Origin of the sequence: Pantoea anthophila, from assembly GCF_026104315.1 — a bacterium.
Classification (GTDB): Bacteria; Pseudomonadota; Gammaproteobacteria; order Enterobacterales; family Enterobacteriaceae; genus Pantoea; species Pantoea anthophila.
Genome location: NZ_CP110473.1, coordinates 196,934 through 216,059, shown reverse-complemented (window position 1 = coordinate 216,059; position 19,126 = coordinate 196,934). Strand labels below are relative to the sequence as shown.

The following is a 19,126-nucleotide window of genomic DNA, read 5'->3' as shown; positions in this document are numbered from 1 at the left end:
CGGCTAGGCGCGGATTTGTTGTGTTGTCTGTTGTTGAATCTGAACGCATGCAACGTCAATCAATTTACTTAACTGCGAAGACAGTAAATCGACGGAGCGCTGGCTGGCAACGGTCATTTCAATATTAATGTTTTCCGCGTTGGCGACTGAGGCCATGTTCATAGAACAGACCTGAAAACCGCGGTGGCGCACGACGCGTAAAATGCGCTCCAATATTTCAGGGCGGAAGCGGGCTTCGATAGACAATTGATGCTGGTTCATACGGTTTTCTCCATCATGTTTGCATTGCTGGCACCCGGCGGTACCAGTGGCCAGACGTTTTCATGCTCATCAATTGCAACATGCAGGAAGTAAGGACCTTCGCTGTTCAGCAGAGCATCAAGTGCGGCGTCGACCTGATCTTTACGGGTAATGCGCTGGCCGGGGATATTGAAAGCGCTGGCCAGCGTGAGGAAGTCAGGATTGTCAGAGAGATTGGTTTCGCTGTAGCGACCGTCGAAAAAGAGCTGCTGCCACTGACGCACCATGCCCAGACGCTGGTTATCCAGCAGCACGATTTTGACCGGCAGCTTTCCGCGCTTAATGGTGCCCAGCTCCTGAATATTCATCATGATTGAGCCGTCGCCCGAGACGCAGATCACCGTATTTTCCGGACGGGCGACCTGTGCACCGATGGCGGCAGGCAAACCAAAGCCCATCGTGCCTAAGCCGCTGGAGGTGATGAAGTTCTCCGGCGCGCTGAAGGCCATATGCTGGGCCGTCCACATCTGGTGCTGTCCGACATCGGTGGTGACCACCGCGCTGTCCGGTTTGCGCTCGGAGAGCTGCTTCAGCAGCAGCGGTGCATAGATTGCCTCGCCTGGATGATCGTAGCGCCAGGCGTGACTGGCCTTGAGTGCCTTCACCTCGTCGCGCCAGGCGTCGATGTGCAAAGGCTGACTCAGCGCGGGCAGCAGCGCGTTGAGATCGCCCTGCAGTGAGACGTGCGCGCGACGTAACTTATTTAACTCTGCGGGGTCGATGTCGAGATGAATCACGCTGGCGTGCGGCGCAAAGGTATCCAGCTTGCCGGTCACCCGATCGTCAAAACGGGCACCGACCGCAATCAGCAGGTCACACGCCTGAACAGCATAGTTAGCGGCTTTGGTGCCGTGCATCCCCAGCATGCCCAGATAAACCTCGCTCTGCGCATCGACGCTGCCCAGACCTTTCAGGGTCGCAACGGCAGGGATGCCGGTTTCTTCTGCGAATGCACGCAGTGCCGGAACCGCCTGCGCCATGCCCACGCCTCCGCCAACATAGAGCATCGGTTTTCTGGCCTGGGTCATTATTGCCCGCGCCTCGCGGATGGCATGATGCGGCAGCGACTCTTCCTCCTCAACCGAAACCAGATGCGGTGCGGGTTCACCCTGCGCAATCTGAATATCTTTGGGAATATCAACCAGTACCGGACCCGGACGCCCTGACTGCGCCATGGCAAAAGCCTCAGCCATGATAGCGGGCAGCTCATCCAGCGACTCAACCAGGAAGCTATGTTTGGTGCAGGCCAGGGACAGTCCCAGCACGTCGATCTCCTGGAAAGCGTCAGTACCGATAAACGCAGACGAGACCTGACCGGTTACCGCAACGATCGGCACGGAGTCCATCATGGCATCAGCCAGACCGGTGATCAGGTTGGTAGCGCCAGGGCCGGAGGTGGCAATACAGACACCGGTTTTGCCGGTGGAGCGCGCATAGCCAATCGCGGCCATAACCGCCCCCTGCTCATGACGGCACAGTAGGTGTTCCACGCCGCCATCGTATAGCGCGTCGTAGACCGGCATGATGGCGCCGCCAGGGTAACCAAATACGGTATCAACACCCTGCGCGCGTAAAGCCTGAACTACCCACTGAGCACCTGTCATCGCTATTCTCCTGTGTCCTGACGGGAACAACAGAATTTTATGCTACTGTTCATTGTTTGTTCCTTGCAGATTTACTGATATTTCCCCGGGTCGAAAAAAAACCCCCGGACCTTTCGGTGCGGGGGTTTTTTCGGATTAGAGGCTTGATTTTTAAGCCTTTCTTTCTCCAAGCGTTGCCCCGCACGGTAGGTCAATAACCACCACCACGCTAATCACGACCAGGCTAATCACTTGTAGAAGGGCTTTCATGTGTTGTTCAATTCTTTTACGTGTTCGAAGTAATGCCTACAGAGTTATCATAGTCAGGGGCCATAACACAACTTTTTTTGCAGGTTTTTTTTAGCGCGGGAGATTAAATCCCGTCCTATCAATTTGTAATACAAGTAATAATTACAAGATGATAAATATTCATCACTTTACTGACGTAATGATGTTCTGCTGAATTTACGTGCAGTTTCGCAGCACGATGAGAGCCAGTGAAAGTGACCTCAATTTCTTGTGCAGTGCGTCGGAATCGTCAGAAGGCGTACTCGCTTTCCTTTTGGGTGCTGATCAGACTGATGGCAACAAGGAGTGAGTATGTCATTGTCTAAAGTTCTGACCCGCGCAGCATTAGGCGTGGAAGCGCCGCTGGTGACCATTGAGGCTCACATCAGTAATGGCCTGCCTGCACTGACGCTGGTGGGTCTGCCTGAAACCACGGTCAAAGAGGCGCGTGAACGGGTTCGCAGCGCCATTATCAACAGCGGTTTTACCTTCCCGGCCAGACGGGTCACCATCAATCTGGCACCAGCGGATTTACCCAAAGAGGGCGGGCGCTATGACCTGCCCATGGCAATTGCCATTCTGGTCGCCTCAGAGCAGCTTCCTGCGGATAAGCTGTTGCACTTTGAGTTTCTGGGTGAACTGGCGCTGGATGGCGCGCTATGTGCCGTTCAGGGGGCAATTCCTGCGGCCATGATGGCCCTTCAGGCTGGACGACAGCTGGTTCTCTCTGCGGAAAATCAGCGTGACGCCGGGCTGATTCGTGAGGGAGCGTCACTGGTCGCCGCTCACCTCAGTGAGGTCTGCGCTTTTCTCCGTGATGCGCTGACATTATCACCGGCTCCCTACCCTGAGCATCAGCATGCCACGCCTGGTGACGATCTCGCGGATATCATCGGTCAGCAGCAGGGGCGCAGAGCACTGGAGATCACCGCGGCGGGCGGGCATAACCTGTTACTGATTGGGCCGCCTGGCACCGGCAAAACGATGCTCGCAACCCGTCTGCCTGGCATCATGCCCGCCTTAAGCGACCAGGAAGCGCTGGAGTGTGCGGCGATAGCCAGCCTGATAAACAGCACTGCCCTGCACCGACAGTGGCGTAGCCGGCCTTTCAGGTCGCCTCATCACAGCGCGTCTCTCTATGCTCTGGTTGGCGGAGGGTCACTGCCGCGGCCCGGAGAGATCTCCCTGGCGCATAATGGCGTGCTGTTTCTGGATGAATTACCGGAATTTGACCGCAGGGTGCTGGATTCACTGCGTGAGCCACTGGAGTCAGGCCTCATCGCCATTTCGCGAGCTCGGGCAAAGGTCACGTTCCCGGCACGGTTTCAGCTGATTGCTGCCATGAATCCCGGGCCAACCGGGCATTATCAGGGACAGCACAATCGCTGTTCGCCTCAGCAGATCCTGCGTTATCTCAGTAAGTTATCAGGCCCGTTTCTGGATCGCTTTGATCTTTCGCTGGAGGTGCCGCTGTTGCCCGGTGGCATGCTCAGCGGTCAGCGACCGGCCGCAGAAAGTTCTGAGCAGGTTCGTCAGCGGGTCGTTGCGGCGCGAGCGATCCAGCTCGCCCGCGCAGGTAAAATTAACGCGCATCTGAATAATGCGGAAATCCTGCGCTGGTGCCAGCCTGAAAAAGAGGATGCCGAATGGCTGGAGTCTGTGCTGGAAAAACTGGGGTTATCTGTGCGAGCCTGGCAGCGAATTTTAAAAGTGGCGCGCACCGTGGCCGATCTGGCCGGAGAGAAAGAGATTACCCGCCTCCATCTGCAGGAGGCGGTCAGCTATCGCGCGATTGATCGATTAATGATCCATCTGCATAACAGCCTGCAATAAAAAAGGGGCTCTCGCCCCTTTCTGTTAATCGTCGCTGTCGCTGTAATCTTCAACGGTGTCCATCTGTGGCTTACCGCCAGACAGCGTGTGAAAACGCTTAGGACGCTTGATGCGGGTCATATACTTTGACCATACACGCTCAGCTTCCGTCTGCGGCTCACGCACGCCACGACACACTTCGATAAACAAACGTTCTTCTTCTGTTGCAGGCTCACGCTTCGATAAATCCAGCTCATTAAAGGCGAAACCGTGGCGTTCCAGAAGCTGGGCTTCTTTAATAGTAAAGTCACCGTGGCGTGAGAAACCACGCGGGTAATGTTTGTTATCAAAGAAACGATTCTCTGTTAAGAAGCTTTCCGCCATGTTACACGCTCCTGATTCTCTAATGCCGTGCTGTTAATGGCGCGGAGTATTAGATAGGCTTGACAGAGTGTAAAACAAAACATTTAAATCTATACGACAAACAATTTTTGGGAGCGCGTTGTGGATACGGAATTACTGAAAACTTTCCTAGAAGTGAGCAGAACACGTCATTTCGGGCGTGCTGCTGAAGCCCTTTACCTTACGCAATCTGCTGTCAGTTTTCGCATCCGTCAGCTGGAGAATCAGCTCGGCGTTAACCTTTTTACCCGGCATCGCAACAACATACGTCTGACTGCCGCCGGGGAGCGACTGCTTCCTTATGCGGAAAGCCTGATGAGCACCTGGATGATGGCGAAGAAGGAGGTTTCTCATACTGAGCAGCATCATGAGCTCTCGATAGGTGCCAGCGCATCGCTCTGGGAGGCCTATCTGACGCCCTGGCTTCAGACGCTGTATGAGAATCGTGAGAGCCTGCATTTAGAAGCACGCGTGGCGCAGCGGCATCTGCTGGTTAAGCAGCTTCATGAGCGTCAGCTGGATCTGTTGATTACCACTGAAGCGCCTAAGATGGATGAATTAACCAGCCAGCAGATTGGCCATATTTCGCTGGCACTGTTCTGTGCCCGCCAGAGCGAAAAGCGCGAAAAGTATGACTACATCAAGCTGGAGTGGGGAGCCGATTTCCATCAGCATCAGAGCTACCTCTCTGGCGCTGATGATGTGCCGGTGCTGACCACGACATCGGCACATGTTACCCGTGAACTGCTCTACACTACGGGTGCATGCGCGTTTCTGCCAGACTTCTGGCAAAGCGTATACAGTGAACTGATGGTGATGCCAGACGCACCGGTCGCCGTTCGTCCGCTTTATGCGGTCTGGTTGCAGAACAGCGATCAGCAGGCGCATATCCGTCAGCTGCTTAAATTCCCGATTCTGGTCAGGCAAAACAGCTGAATTAGCAGGCAGGCGTGCAGAAAGAAGAGAGATCAGAGACCAGTTAGATTTAGCTGGTTTTTCTTTTTTGCTTTTTTATAAGCAAAAAAAATCCTTTGCCGAAGCAAAGGATCGTTTTCTGGCAGGGGCGGAGGGACTCGAACCCCCAACACCCGGTTTTGGAGACCGGTGCTCTACCAATTGAACTACGCCCCTAAATAGGGTGGCGGAACGGACGGGGCTCGAACCCGCGACCCCCTGCGTGACAGGCAGGTATTCTAACCAACTGAACTACCGCTCCACCGATTCTGTACTGAGGTCCGCTTGCGCTGACTTCAGGTATTTCGCCCGCTCCGCGTCACCGGAGTGGTCACGACCAGCGTACTGGTCTTAAATTGATGCCTGGCAGTTCCCTACTCTCGCATGGGGAGGCCCCACACTACCATCGGCGCTACGGCGTTTCACTTCTGAGTTCGGCATGGGGTCAGGTGGGACCACCGCGCTAAAGCCGCCAGGCAAATCTTGGTGCACGAAACGAAAAATTCTTCGCTTCTGCTTATTCTTTATCCGTCACAAACTGAAAATCGTGTCTCTCAAAAACGCCTCTGGCGTTGTAAGGTTAAGCCTCACGGGTCATTAGTACCGGTTAGCTCAACGCATCGCTGCGCTTACACACCCGGCCTATCAACGTCGTCGTCTTCAACGTCCCTTCAGGACTCTCTGGGAGTCAGGGAGAACTCATCTCGGGGCAAGTTTCGTGCTTAGATGCTTTCAGCACTTATCTTTTCCGCACTTAGCTACCGGGCAGTGCCATTGGCATGACAACCCGAACACCAGTGGTGCGTTCACTCCGGTCCTCTCGTACTAGGAGCAACCCCCCTCAATTCTCCAGCGCCCACGGCAGATAGGGACCGAACTGTCTCACGACGTTCTAAACCCAGCTCGCGTACCACTTTAAACGGCGAACAGCCGTACCCTTGGGACCTACTTCAGCCCCAGGATGTGATGAGCCGACATCGAGGTGCCAAACACCGCCGTCGATATGAACTCTTGGGCGGTATCAGCCTGTTATCCCCGGAGTACCTTTTATCCGTTGAGCGATGGCCCTTCCATTCAGAACCACCGGATCACTATGACCTGCTTTCGCACCTGCTCGAGCCGTCACTCTCGCAGTCAAGCCAGCTTATGCCATTGCACTAACCTCACGATGTCCGACCGTGATTAGCTGACCTTCGTGCTCCTCCGTTACTCTTTGGGAGGAGACCGCCCCAGTCAAACTACCCACCAGACACTGTCCGCACCCCGGATCACGGGGCCACGTTAGAACATCAAACATTAAAGGGTGGTATTTCAAGGATGGCTCCACGCAGACTGGCGTCCGCGCTTCAAAGCCTCCCACCTATCCTACACATCAAGGCTCAATGTTCAGTGTCAAGCTGTAGTAAAGGTTCACGGGGTCTTTCCGTCTTGCCGCGGGTACACTGCATCTTCACAGCGAGTTCAATTTCACTGAGTCTCGGGTGGAGACAGCCTGGCCATCATTACGCCATTCGTGCAGGTCGGAACTTACCCGACAAGGAATTTCGCTACCTTAGGACCGTTATAGTTACGGCCGCCGTTTACCGGGGCTTCGATCAAGAGCTTCTCCTTACGGATAACCCCATCAATTAACCTTCCGGCACCGGGCAGGCGTCACACCGTATACGTCCACTTTCGTGTTTGCACAGTGCTGTGTTTTTAATAAACAGTTGCAGCCAGCTGGTATCTTCGACTGGCTTCAGCTCCGGGAGCAAGTCCCTTCACCTACGCGCCAGCGTGCCTTCTCCCGAAGTTACGGCACCATTTTGCCTAGTTCCTTCACCCGAGTTCTCTCAAGCGCCTTGGTATTCTCTACCTGACCACCTGTGTCGGTTTGGGGTACGATTCTGTGTTACCTGATGCTTAGAGGCTTTTCCTGGAAGCAGGGCATTTATCACTTCAGCACCGTAGTGCCTCGTCGTCACGCCTCAGCGTTAACAAGAGTCCGGATTTACCTGGACCCTCCGCCTACACGCTTAAACCGGGACAACCGTCGCCCGGCTGATATAGCCTTCTCCGTCCCCCCTTCGCAGTAACACCGAGTACAGGAATATTAACCTGTTTCCCATCGACTACGCCTTTCGGCCTCGCCTTAGGGGTCGACTCACCCTGCTCCGATTAACGTTGAACAGGAACCCTTGGTCTTCCGGCGAGCGGGCTTTTCACCCGCTTTATCGTTACTTATGTCAGCATTCGCACTTCTGATACCTCCAGCATGCCTCACGACACACCTTCGACGGCTTACAGAACGCTCCCCTACCCAACAACACATAGTGTCGCTGCCGCAGCTTCGGTGCATGGTTTAGCCCCGTTACATCTTCCGCGCAGGCCGACTCGACCAGTGAGCTATTACGCTTTCTTTAAATGATGGCTGCTTCTAAGCCAACATCCTGGCTGTCTGTGCCTTCCCACATCGTTTCCCACTTAACCATGACTTTGGGACCTTAGCTGGCGGTCTGGGTTGTTTCCCTCTTCACGACGGACGTTAGCACCCGCCGTGTGTCTCCCGTGATAACATTCTCCGGTATTCGCAGTTTGCATCGGGTTGGTAAGCCGGGATGGCCCCCTAGCCGAAACAGTGCTCTACCCCCGGAGATGAGTTCACGAGGCGCTACCTAAATAGCTTTCGGGGAGAACCAGCTATCTCCCGGTTTGATTGGCCTTTCACCCCCAGCCACAGGTCATCCGCTAATTTTTCAACATTAGTCGGTTCGGTCCTCCAGTTAGTGTTACCCAACCTTCAACCTGCCCATGGCTAGATCACCGGGTTTCGGGTCTATACCCTGCAACTTAACGCCCAGTTAAGACTCGGTTTCCCTGCGGCTCCCCTATACGGTTAACCTTGCTACAGAATATAAGTCGCTGACCCATTATACAAAGGTACGCAGTCACACCACAAGGGTGCTCCCACTGCTTGTACGTACACGGTTTCAGGTTCTGTTTCACTCCCCTCGCCGGGGTTCTTTTCGCCTTTCCCTCACGGTACTGGTTCACTATCGGTCAGTCAGGAGTATTTAGCCTTGGAGGATGGTCCCCCCATATTCAGACAGGATACCACGTGTCCCGCCTTACTCATCGAGCTCACAGCGCGTGTGCTTTTGTGTACGGGAGTATCACCCTGTACCCTGCGACTTTCCAGACGCTTCCACTAACACACATGCTGATTCAGGCTCTGGGCTGCTCCCCGTTCGCTCGCCGCTACTGGGGGAATCTCGGTTGATTTCTTTTCCTCGGGGTACTTAGATGTTTCAGTTCCCCCGGTTCGCCTTGCAGCACTATGTATTCATGCTGCAATGATGCACTGAGTGCACCGGGTTTCCCCATTCGGACATCGACGGCTGTAGCGGTTCATATCACCTTACCGTCGCTTTACGCAGATTAGCACGTCCTTCATCGCCTCTGACTGCCAGGGCATCCACCGTGTACGCTTAGTCGCTTAACCTCACAACCCACAGGCGTTTTCACGCTGCAGACTGTAAGCATTTGAGAGACTCGGACATGTCGCCATTTCATTCTTATTACGGAGAATGAACGCGCCATGTCGTTTCAATTTTCAGCTTGTTCCGGATTGTTAAAGAGCATAATACGTCACAGCACACCGTCACCGGTACGCTCTGAGGTATTTCAGAAAAAACAGCATGTATGGTGGAGCTAAGCGGGATCGAACCGCTGACCTCCTGCGTGCAAGGCAGGCGCTCTCCCAGCTGAGCTATAGCCCCATACAGTTACTGCAGAGACCACTACTACCAGGAGTTGCATTCTTCATGTAAAGAATGCGATTTTTCTCAGGCAAGGCGTGCTGACGCGAAGCATAGTGAACTATGCGAGCCGTCGGCACAACGCAGCATGAGGACAAATCTGGTAGGCCTGAGTGGACTTGAACCACCGACCTCACCCTTATCAGGGGTGCGCTCTAACCACCTGAGCTACAAGCCTGTAGAGGTTTTTTCTGCTCGTGACTTTTTATCAGACAATCTGTGTGAGCACTGCGCGGGAAGGTATCTTCAGGTAAGGAGGTGATCCAACCGCAGGTTCCCCTACGGTTACCTTGTTACGACTTCACCCCAGTCATGAATCACAAAGTGGTAAGCGCCCTCCCGAAGGTTAAGCTACCTACTTCTTTTGCAACCCACTCCCATGGTGTGACGGGCGGTGTGTACAAGGCCCGGGAACGTATTCACCGTGGCATTCTGATCCACGATTACTAGCGATTCCGACTTCACGGAGTCGAGTTGCAGACTCCGATCCGGACTACGACGCACTTTGTGAGGTCCGCTTGCTCTCGCGAGGTCGCTTCTCTTTGTATGCGCCATTGTAGCACGTGTGTAGCCCTACTCGTAAGGGCCATGATGACTTGACGTCATCCCCACCTTCCTCCGGTTTATCACCGGCAGTCTCCTTTGAGTTCCCGACCGAATCGCTGGCAACAAAGGATAAGGGTTGCGCTCGTTGCGGGACTTAACCCAACATTTCACAACACGAGCTGACGACAGCCATGCAGCACCTGTCTCAGAGTTCCCGAAGGCACCAAAGCATCTCTGCTAAGTTCTCTGGATGTCAAGAGTAGGTAAGGTTCTTCGCGTTGCATCGAATTAAACCACATGCTCCACCGCTTGTGCGGGCCCCCGTCAATTCATTTGAGTTTTAACCTTGCGGCCGTACTCCCCAGGCGGTCGACTTAACGCGTTAGCTCCGGAAGCCACTCCTCAAGGGAACAACCTCCAAGTCGACATCGTTTACGGCGTGGACTACCAGGGTATCTAATCCTGTTTGCTCCCCACGCTTTCGCACCTGAGCGTCAGTCTTCGTCCAGGGGGCCGCCTTCGCCACCGGTATTCCTCCAGATCTCTACGCATTTCACCGCTACACCTGGAATTCTACCCCCCTCTACGAGACTCAAGCCTGCCAGTTTCAAATGCAGTTCCCAGGTTAAGCCCGGGGATTTCACATCTGACTTAACAGACCGCCTGCGTGCGCTTTACGCCCAGTAATTCCGATTAACGCTTGCACCCTCCGTATTACCGCGGCTGCTGGCACGGAGTTAGCCGGTGCTTCTTCTGCGGGTAACGTCAATCGGCGAGGTTATTAACCTCACCGCCTTCCTCCCCGCTGAAAGTACTTTACAACCCGAAGGCCTTCTTCATACACGCGGCATGGCTGCATCAGGCTTGCGCCCATTGTGCAATATTCCCCACTGCTGCCTCCCGTAGGAGTCTGGACCGTGTCTCAGTTCCAGTGTGGCTGGTCATCCTCTCAGACCAGCTAGGGATCGTCGCCTAGGTGGGCCATTACCCCGCCTACTAGCTAATCCCATCTGGGTTCATCCGATAGTGAGAGGCCCGAAGGTCCCCCTCTTTGGTCTTGCGACGTTATGCGGTATTAGCCACCGTTTCCAGTGGTTATCCCCCTCTATCGGGCAGATCCCCAGACATTACTCACCCGTCCGCCACTCGTCACCCAAGAGCAAGCTCTCTGTGCTACCGTCCGACTTGCATGTGTTAGGCCTGCCGCCAGCGTTCAATCTGAGCCATGATCAAACTCTTCAATTTAAAGTTTGATTTGCTGAAACGAGTTCAGCGGTGCTCATCTGTAAAACGTCATAATGAATTTCATTATGTGTTCACTCGTGAGGCTTTGATATTTTTGTGCGCCCTAAGGCGCTGATATCAATCCTGCGAGTGCCCACACAGATTGTCTGATAAATTGTTAAAGAGCAGTGCCGCGTTTTCCTGCGGCGCGGGCTGCGTATATTACGCTTTCCGCATTGTCAGTCAAGCATTTATTTTCGCTTAACTCACTGGTTCGTATGATTTCGAACCACTTAACGCGACGCTTCGTAAGCCGTTGTGCCGTGTCAGTGGAGGCGCATTATAGGGAGTTCTCGGAGGCTGACAAGTGCTAATTTCAAATAAAATTCCGAGTGCTGTTTTTTTCAGCTAAAAGCCCCTAAAGCGCCAGTTTTTCCAGCAACGGGAAGCCATAACGGTGTAAAACGGGTGATAATTGTACCGCTTCGCCACCCAGCTCCGTACAGAATGCGACGTTCTGCTGTGAGGAACGCACCTCAGGTGCTTCATGCTCCAGCAGCCAGACCGTACGTCGGGCGATTGCCGCACCGGAATCAATCAGGCGCGTTCCTTCCGGCAGGACCTGTTGCAGCTCTTCGCGCAGTAAAGGAAAGTGAGTGCAGCCTAAAACCACCGTGTCAGGCGGTTCCGCCATCCGCAGCCATGGCTGAACAATACGCCTTACCTCATCCAGTGCCACTTCCCCGCCATGCAGCTTGGCTTCCGCCAGCTCCACCAGCTCCGCCGATCCCAGCATCTCAATTTTGCAGGAGCCAGCAAACTGTGCCACCAGCTCATGGGTATAAGGACGGCGAACGGTTGCTCTTGTCGCCAGCAAGCCCACTACACCATTACGCGTCAGGCGCGCAGCCGGTTTAATCGCCGGAACGACGCCTACAACAGGAAACGAAAAGTGTTCACGCAATGCAGGCAGCGAAACCGTGCTGGCGGTATTGCAGGCGATGATGACTAATGAGAGAGGCGTGCGGCGGGTAATGGCCTCAACGATGGCAACCACCCGCTCCACGATAAAGGATTCGCTTTTCTCACCATAAGGGAAGCCGGCGTTATCGAAGGCGTAAAGATAATGAAGATCCGGCAGTAGCTGACGGACCTCATCATAGACAGAAAGCCCACCGACGCCGGAATCAAATACCAGCACGGTGGGTCGCAAATCAGAAGCTGTAGCTGCCGCTGAGGTAATACTCTCGTCCTGGAGTCTGATAGCCATACGCTGTCTCGTAATCTTTATCGAACAGGTTGGCAATTCTACCACGAACTGTGAGTTGTGAAGTGACCGGATACGAGACGGCGAGATCCCACAGACTGACGCCACCTTCCCTGACGCGGCGGCTGGGCGTGCTGTTAAAATCCGTATCGTAGCGGTCGCCCAGATAGTGATAGGTCACGGACCAGTCCGCGTCATACAGCGTCCAGTCGAGCTGATACTTCACCTGCTGTTTTGCCCGGCGAACCAGCGGCTGGTTGGTGCTGCCATCCCGCGCATCGACATAATCATAAGAGAGCTGATGCGTCAGTGGCCCGGTATCAAAGCCTGCCGTCGCTTCCACGCCTTTAATACGCGCCTGCTTAATGTTGTAGTACCGGAAGGTCGCCGGATCGCCATCAATCAGGTTATCGATGTCATTGCGGTAGCCCGACACGCGCCAGCTGACCGGCCCGCTCAGCCCTTCAAAGCCGCCTTCCCACTGTTTACTTTTTTCCGGTTCGAGGTCCCGATTACCATAAGCCGGGCTGTAAACCTGTGACAGATTCGGCGCTTTAAAGGCGGTGCCATAAGAGGCGAATACACGGTAGCCCGAGATAAACTCCCAGGAAGCTGCCGTCTGCCAGGTGTTATGCCAGCCGAACTGATTGTTATCGTCACCGCGTACCGCCCCTTCCAGGGTAACCGTGCCGAACTGCTGCTGGCCGGTCAGGTAGAGGCCGGTGTTACGCTGCTCATACCCCTCTGACAGAGTATTGGTGCCTGGCTCAGTAGTCTCTTTCTGCCAGTCGACACCCCCACTCACCGCGCCCTGCCCCATCTGCACGGTGTTGCCCCACTGCAGATTGTACTGCGTGACATCATCAAACGTGGAAGCCGCGCCATAGCGGCCATTGCGCGGGTCGTAGTTGATATCTTTGGTATGCCCATAGCTGGCGATGAGCTGAGTAGAGTAGAAATCACGGTTAAAGCGTAAACCGGTGTCCCAGGTCTGACTGTAGAGCTGGCGGGTGTCCGGCAGACCGATGATGTTGGTATAACTCTCATCGTAGCTGTATGCCCCGTCATAGGCGGTGCGGTTATCAAATCCGTAGCCGCGCACAAACCCACTCAGCTCATCGCTGAACTGATGCTCAAGATTGCCATAGAGGGTTTTGCTCATGAATCCGTCGCGGTCGTGCTGTGCCGGGCCATAATTACTGGGATAGCCCGCCACCACATCATATCCTCTGGTGTAGGTATAGTTGCCTGCCAGGGTCAGCGTGGTGGCGTCGCTCAGCCTCTGCTGGGTAGAGCCATCATAAGATTGATAGCCATTGGAGCCCATGCCCCCCGTCAGCGTGGTTCCCGGCTGCGACCGGCCGGTGATGATATTAATTACGCCGCCAATGGCATCAGAACCGTAGACGGCAGAACGTGCCCCGCGGATATATTCGATACGCTGCACCAGGGTCAGCGGAATCTGGCTGAGATCGGACGAACCACTTATTCCGGCCTGATTCAGCCGGATGCCATCAATCAGGATCAGGACATGGCGGGACTCGGTGCCGCGAATAAACAGGGAGCTCTGCTGACCTAATCCGCCGTTTTGCGCCACATCGACACCCGGCAGACGGCGCATCACATCCGCCAGGCTTTTAGCCTGCCAGCGCTCAATCTCATCGCGCGTCACGACGGTGGTGGGTGCCAGCACGCCGGAGACAGGTTCGGCAAAACGATTAGCGGTCACGATTTGCGTCTCATCATTTGCCTGAGCAAACCCGTTTTGCGCCCAGAGAGAAGCCGCCGTTGCGCTCAGAGCGAACAGCGATACACTTTTTTTTATCATTTTTAAATCGCATCCATAAGACGAAGCAGGATGCCGCAGGCCGACAATCGATAGCACGCGATGATTGTACGAGTAGCGACGTTACACCGGCAGGTCTTCGGGCTGGGAACCATAAATGATGATGACTTCCCATCCCGCAGGACAGTGTCTGCCATTGCACTCATCACGACATTCCTTACCGCTGCGCGTCAGCTCCAGATTTACACTGGATTCCCTATTAACTCAGGCTGAGGCCGGCGTCTGCAGTCTACGGAGTGGCGATTCGGAAGTCCAGATAGCCGGGAATCATCTCTCTGCGGGACTGGACATCAGCAAGTGAATGCCTACAATCGCCCGCTGGTAAGCTATTAATCAGGATTGCTCATGACACCCGAACATCTCCCCATTGAAGAGTATGACGCACAGCTGGCGGAAAAAGTCAGTCGTTTAGAGACGATGATGACGCCGTTTGCTGCGCCCGACGTGGAGGTGTTCCGTTCACCGGTCAGCCACTATCGGATGCGCGCAGAGTTCCGGCTGTGGCACGACGGTGATGATATCTATCACATCATCTTCGATCAGCAGACGCGCGAACGGATCCGTGTCGATCAGTTCCCTGCGGCCAGCCAGCTGATCAATCAGCTGATGCCAAAGATGATCGCCGCGATCCGCGATAACCGTACTCTGCGCCACAAGCTGTTCCAGATCGACTATCTCTCGACCCTGAGCAATCAGATTGTCATTTCGCTGCTCTACCACCGCAAGCTGGACGACGAGTGGCAGCAGGCCGCCGCCGCGCTGCGCGATCGGCTGCGTGCAGAAGGGCTGGATGTGCAGCTGATTGGCCGCGCCACCAAAACCAAAATCTGTCTCGACCGCGACTACGTTGACGAACGTCTGCCGGTGGCGGGCCGCGAGCTTATCTATCGCCAGGTCGAAAACAGTTTTACGCAGCCTAACGCGGCAATGAATATTCAGATGCTGGAGTGGGCGCTGGATGTCACCCGGGATTCACAGGGGGATTTGCTGGAACTCTACTGCGGCAACGGCAACTTCTCGCTGGCGCTGGCACGCAATTTCCGCCGTGTACTGGCAACGGAAATCGCCAAACCTTCCGTGGCATCGGCGCAATACAATATCGCCGCTAACCAGATCGATAATGTGCAGATCATTCGCATGGCGGCGGAAGAGTTTACCCAGGCGATGAACGGTGTCCGCAGCTTTAATCGTCTGGAAGGCATTGATCTGACCAGCTACGACTGCGAGACGATTTTTGTCGATCCGCCGCGCAGCGGACTGGATGATGAGACGGTGAAGATGGTGCAGGCTTATCCGCGCATCCTCTATATCTCCTGCAATCCTCAGACCCTGAGCGACAACCTGCAGACGCTGGCGCAAACGCACGACGTCGCGCGCCTGGCGCTGTTTGACCAGTTCCCTTACACCCATCATATGGAATGCGGTGTTCTGCTGACGCGTAAAGCCTGAAGCATAAACAAAAACGGGAACCCTGCGGTTCCCGTTTTTTTTACTGATTACGCTTGCGCTTAAATCGCGTTGCAATCCAGAACACCAGCGCCACCATCAGAACAGTGGGGATGAAGTTGGAGCCCATGTCCGGGTATTCTGCCCGCACCAGCGCGCTGTAAACCAGAATTCCCAGCAGGAAAAAGGCGGCTGCCAGGCCCGGCATCCCCTCCGGCATGTTAGTGTTGAGGTAACGCTGATGCAGACACCAGGCCGCCAGGCCCAGTGCAATCAGCGGAAAAATGGAAAAGGGAACAAAGGCGCTGAACAGCACAGAAAATGAGCCGTTAATCGCTAAGCCGGTAATAAAAGCCAGTGCCAGTGTGCCTTTATCGCGGGAAGCTGGGTGGGTCATGGACGGATCCTTACTCATTACTCTTCGGGTTTTTCCAGGGTAACCGCGAGACGCTCCTGCTCCCGGCGGTACCAGTAATAGGCGCCTTTGGCGATCATACGCAGCTGTAACACCAGCCGATCCTCAAGCTTACGACGCTGCTCAGCATCAACATCCAGTGCTTCTGCACCGGCGCTGAAGACAATGGTCACCATCGCCTCAGCCTGCGCTTCGGTAAAACTGCGCGGCATGCGATTTTCGACCTCAAGATAGTCAGCCAGTTCAGCGATAAAGTGCTGAATTTCACGCGCCACGGCGGCACGGAAAGCGGCGGAGGTGCCGGAACGTTCACGCAGTAACAGGCGGAAAGCGTTGGGGTTGTTGCCGATGAACTCCATAAAGGTCGACACCGACGTTTTAATGATGCTGCCGCCTTTGGCGATACGCTGGCGCGCCTGGCGCATCAGCTGTCGCAGCATGAGCCCGCTTTCATCCACCATCGTCAGGCCCAGCTCATCGACATCCTTGAAATGACGATAAAAGGAGGTGGGTGCGATACCTGCCTCGCGGGCAACTTCCCGCAGACTCAGGCTGGCAAAACTGCGTTCGGCGCTGAGCTGACTGAACGCTGCTTCAATCAGTGTACGTCGTGTACGTTCTTTTTGTTGCGCTCTGACGCCCATTCTCTCTGCCTTTAGCGGTGTTAGGCAGGCACTATATCAAAAATTTCAGCGTACAGATTGGCAATCTTTGTCACCGCCTGTGAACCTCACTCTTTGTCAAACTGTGATGAAAATCGCTGATAGAATTCAGAAGTGCGCGACGAGATGTTAGAATCTCGTTGTAAAAATGTATAAATAATAGGACGTATCGGTATGCAAAAGTCTTACGATTACGATGCCATTGTGATTGGCTCAGGGCCCGGCGGTGAAGGGGCGGCGATGGGGCTGGTAAAACAGGGAGCGCGCATCGCCGTGATCGAACGCTACCATAACATCGGCGGCGGCTGTACCCACTGGGGCACCATCCCCTCTAAAGCCCTCCGTCACGCCGTCAGTCGCATTATCGAATTTAATCAGAACCCGCTTTACAGCGATCACACCCGACTCCTTCGCTCCTCTTTTGCCGACATTCTCAATCACACGGAAAACGTGATCAGCCAGCAGACGGCCATGCGTCAGGGCTTCTACGAGCGTAACCGCTGCGAACTGTACCAGGGCGATGCGCATTTTGTTGATGCCAACACCATTGAGATTGAACAACCTGATGGGACGCGTGAGCGGCTGACGGCAGAGAAATTTGTCATCGCCTGTGGTTCACGTCCTTACCATCCTGACGATGTCGACTTTACCCATCCCCGCGTCTATGACTCAGACTCCATTCTCAACCTGCATCACGAACCGGGCCACGTCATCATTTATGGCGCCGGCGTGATTGGCTGTGAATACGCCTCGATTTTCCGCGGTCTGAACGTCAAGGTTGACCTGATCAATACCCGCGATCGTCTGCTGGCGTTCCTCGATCAGGAGATGTCTGATTCGCTCTCCTACCACTTCTGGAACAGCGGTGTGGTGATTCGTCACAACGAAGAGTTTGAGAAGATTGAGGGCGTGGAAGATGGCGTCATCATCCATCTGAAATCCGGCAAGAAAGTGAAAGCGGACTGCCTGCTTTACGCCAACGGCCGAACCGGCAACACCGATTCCCTGTCGCTGGAAAATGTCGGTCTGGAAGCGGATGGCCGTGGCCTGCTGAAAGTCAACAGCATGTATCAGACTGCGCAGCCGCACATCTATGCGGTCGGTGACGTGATTGGCTATCCGAGTCTGGCCTCTGCCGCCTACGATCAGGGCCGCATTGCCGCGCAGGCGATTATTAAAGGAGAAGCGTCAGCGCATCTGATTGAAGATATCCCGACCGGTATCTACACCATTCCGGAAATCAGCTCCGTGGGCAAAACCGAGCAGCAGCTGACCGCCATGAAAGTGCCCTATGAAGTGGGACGCGCGCAGTTCAAACATCTGGCGCGGGCGCAGATTGTGGGGATGAACGTCGGCAGCCTGAAGATCCTGTTCCACCGGGAAACCAAAGAGATTCTGGGGATCCACTGCTTTGGTGAGCGTGCCGCCGAGATTATTCACATCGGTCAGGCGATCATGGAGCAGAAAAATGGTGGCAACACGATTGAGTACTTCGTGAATACCACCTTTAACTATCCGACGATGGCGGAAGCCTATCGCGTGGCGGCATTAAACGGCTTAAACCGCCTGTTTTAACGTCGTGTCGAGATAGTGCTGCATGTGGGTTTTGATTGCTTCTGCCAGCTGTTCATAACGGCTGCGCAGAGGCGAACCCGGCCGATAGACCAGCGCAATCGTGCGTTGTGGTACCGGTTTATAGCACGGAAGATAGCAGACCCCATCGCGGATACGTTCCGGCGGAACCGCCAGCGCCGGTAACAGTGTAATGCCGCTGCCTGCTGCCACCATATTGCGCAGCGTTTCCAGACTGGTTGCCCTGAAATGGGTATCTTCGTCGGCACCCGCCTCAAAACAGAATCCCATCGCCTGGTCACGCAGACAGTGCCCATCTTCCAGCATCAGTAATTTCTCGCCCGCCAGATCGGACATCGGTACCCGATCGCGGTCGCGCCACGGATGATCTTCGTAGATCGCCAGCTTCATCGGTTCATCAAACAGTGGAACCTCGATAAAGGCCTGACTCTCTTTGACCAGCGCCACAATCGCGCAGTCCAGTTTGCCGCTGTCGAGCTGTGCCAGCAGCTGCTGCGTCTGCGCTTCATGCAGATACATTTCCAGTTTCGGGAACGTCTGGTGCAGCATCGGGATAATCTGTGGCAACAGGTAGGGGCCGGTGGTCGGGATAAGGCCGATATGCAGCGGGCCTGACATCGCTTCCCCTTGCTGACTGGCCATCTCTTTCAGCACTTTTACTTCACGCAAAACCGTGCGCGCCTGATCCACCAGCAGCAAACCGGCCTGGGTAAACAGCACTTTACGGCTGGTACGCTCCAGCAGCATCACACCCAGCTCATCTTCCAGCTTGCGGATCTGCCCGCTTAACGTTGGCTGACTGACATGACACGCATCTGCCGCACGGCGGAAATGGCGATATTCAGCAAGTGAGACCAGATATTCAAGATCACGAATATTCATTATTACCCTCCAAACCACGATAGCCCGTGGCGATAGATAGAATAGCAATGAACGATTGGCCCTATCAAGGGCGGTTCGGAATAATGCGCGCATCAAATGGAAAGGGGTT

13 protein-coding genes, 4 tRNA genes, 3 rRNA genes and 1 riboswitch are annotated in these 19,126 nt (G+C 54.7%); of the genes, 4 read left to right on the top strand and 16 right to left on the bottom strand.

What is annotated here, in order from left to right; all coding sequences use genetic code 11:
- Positions 1-3 precede the first annotated feature (3 nt).
- From ilvM to ilvL, 3 genes are all read right to left on the bottom strand, one after another.
- Entirely contained in the window at positions 4-261 is a 258-nt protein-coding gene (ilvM, locus tag OJ965_RS03555) for an acetolactate synthase 2 small subunit (RefSeq protein WP_008926359.1), read from the bottom strand.
- Positions 258-1,904, bottom strand: a complete 1,647-nt coding sequence (gene ilvG, locus OJ965_RS03550) for an acetolactate synthase 2 catalytic subunit (RefSeq protein WP_154929136.1) — start codon at positions 1,902-1,904, stop codon at positions 258-260. Before ilvG ends, ilvM begins: the two co-directional genes overlap by 4 nt.
- A gap of 150 nt (positions 1,905-2,054) precedes the next feature.
- On the bottom strand, positions 2,055-2,153 hold the full coding sequence (gene ilvL, locus OJ965_RS03545; RefSeq protein ID WP_265137806.1) for an ilv operon leader peptide: 99 nt from the start codon (positions 2,151-2,153) through the stop codon (positions 2,055-2,057).
- 330 nt (positions 2,154-2,483) lie between these two features.
- On the opposite strand from ilvL, the gene OJ965_RS03540 reads away from it, so the two are divergent.
- A complete protein-coding gene (locus OJ965_RS03540; protein WP_154929137.1) occupies positions 2,484-4,004 on the top strand; it encodes a YifB family Mg chelatase-like AAA ATPase in 1,521 nt (506 codons plus the stop codon).
- A gap of 24 nt (positions 4,005-4,028) precedes the next feature.
- Here OJ965_RS03540 and OJ965_RS03535 read toward each other — a convergent pair whose 3' ends face one another.
- Positions 4,029-4,367, bottom strand: a complete 339-nt coding sequence (locus OJ965_RS03535) for a MaoP family protein (RefSeq protein WP_009087989.1) — start codon at positions 4,365-4,367, stop codon at positions 4,029-4,031.
- Between the two features lie 120 nt (positions 4,368-4,487).
- Here OJ965_RS03535 and hdfR point away from each other — a divergent pair, with 120 nt between their 5' ends.
- A complete protein-coding gene (hdfR, locus tag OJ965_RS03530; RefSeq protein ID WP_154929138.1) occupies positions 4,488-5,321 on the top strand; it encodes an HTH-type transcriptional regulator HdfR in 834 nt (277 codons plus the stop codon).
- Between the two features lie 119 nt (positions 5,322-5,440).
- Here the strand turns inward: hdfR and OJ965_RS03525 are convergent.
- From OJ965_RS03525 to btuB, 9 genes are all read right to left on the bottom strand, one after another.
- Positions 5,441-5,516 (bottom strand) — tRNA-Trp (locus OJ965_RS03525).
- 8 nt (positions 5,517-5,524) lie between these two features.
- A tRNA-Asp gene (locus tag OJ965_RS03520) sits at positions 5,525-5,601 on the bottom strand.
- A gap of 99 nt (positions 5,602-5,700) precedes the next feature.
- Positions 5,701-5,816: ribosomal RNA gene (gene rrf, locus OJ965_RS03515) — 5S ribosomal RNA — on the bottom strand.
- 99 nt (positions 5,817-5,915) lie between these two features.
- Positions 5,916-8,820 (bottom strand): 23S ribosomal RNA (locus OJ965_RS03510).
- 201 nt (positions 8,821-9,021) lie between these two features.
- Positions 9,022-9,097, bottom strand: a tRNA-Ala gene (locus tag OJ965_RS03505).
- Between the two features lie 140 nt (positions 9,098-9,237).
- A tRNA-Ile gene (locus OJ965_RS03500) sits at positions 9,238-9,314 on the bottom strand.
- A gap of 73 nt (positions 9,315-9,387) precedes the next feature.
- Positions 9,388-10,927: ribosomal RNA gene (locus tag OJ965_RS03495) — 16S ribosomal RNA — on the bottom strand.
- Together the 16S, 23S and 5S rRNA genes with 4 tRNA genes alongside form the textbook arrangement of a ribosomal RNA operon.
- 397 nt (positions 10,928-11,324) lie before the next feature.
- Positions 11,325-12,176 (bottom strand): glutamate racemase, encoded by an 852-nt coding sequence (gene murI / locus OJ965_RS03490; protein WP_265137800.1) that lies wholly within the window; start codon positions 12,174-12,176, stop codon positions 11,325-11,327.
- Complete coding sequence (gene btuB, locus OJ965_RS03485; RefSeq protein ID WP_265137798.1) at positions 12,121-14,001, bottom strand: TonB-dependent vitamin B12 receptor BtuB; 1,881 nt, start codon at positions 13,999-14,001, stop codon at positions 12,121-12,123. Before btuB ends, murI begins: the two co-directional genes overlap by 56 nt.
- A gap of 71 nt (positions 14,002-14,072) precedes the next feature.
- Positions 14,073-14,254, bottom strand: a riboswitch (cobalamin riboswitch).
- Positions 14,255-14,364: 110 nt separating this feature from the next.
- On the opposite strand from btuB, the gene trmA reads away from it, so the two are divergent.
- The gene (gene trmA / locus OJ965_RS03480) at positions 14,365-15,468 is read left to right on the top strand and encodes a tRNA (uridine(54)-C5)-methyltransferase TrmA (protein ID WP_009087993.1); all 1,104 of its coding nucleotides are present in this window, start codon (positions 14,365-14,367) and stop codon (positions 15,466-15,468) included.
- A 40-nt stretch (positions 15,469-15,508) separates the two neighbouring features.
- Here trmA and OJ965_RS03475 read toward each other — a convergent pair whose 3' ends face one another.
- Positions 15,509-15,862, bottom strand: a complete 354-nt coding sequence (locus OJ965_RS03475; RefSeq protein WP_009087994.1) for a YijD family membrane protein — start codon at positions 15,860-15,862, stop codon at positions 15,509-15,511.
- 17 nt (positions 15,863-15,879) lie between these two features.
- Complete coding sequence (gene fabR, locus OJ965_RS03470; protein ID WP_009087996.1) at positions 15,880-16,524, bottom strand: HTH-type transcriptional repressor FabR; 645 nt, start codon at positions 16,522-16,524, stop codon at positions 15,880-15,882.
- Positions 16,525-16,716: 192 nt separating this feature from the next.
- On the opposite strand from fabR, the gene sthA reads away from it, so the two are divergent.
- The gene (gene sthA / locus OJ965_RS03465; protein WP_009087998.1) at positions 16,717-18,117 is read left to right on the top strand and encodes a Si-specific NAD(P)(+) transhydrogenase; all 1,401 of its coding nucleotides are present in this window, start codon (positions 16,717-16,719) and stop codon (positions 18,115-18,117) included.
- On the opposite strand, the gene oxyR is transcribed toward sthA, so the two are convergent.
- Complete coding sequence (gene oxyR, locus OJ965_RS03460) at positions 18,100-19,017, bottom strand: DNA-binding transcriptional regulator OxyR (protein ID WP_009088000.1); 918 nt, start codon at positions 19,015-19,017, stop codon at positions 18,100-18,102. The two genes, sthA and oxyR, sit on opposite strands and share 18 nt — an antisense overlap.
- Between the last annotated feature and the right edge of the window lie 109 nt (positions 19,018-19,126).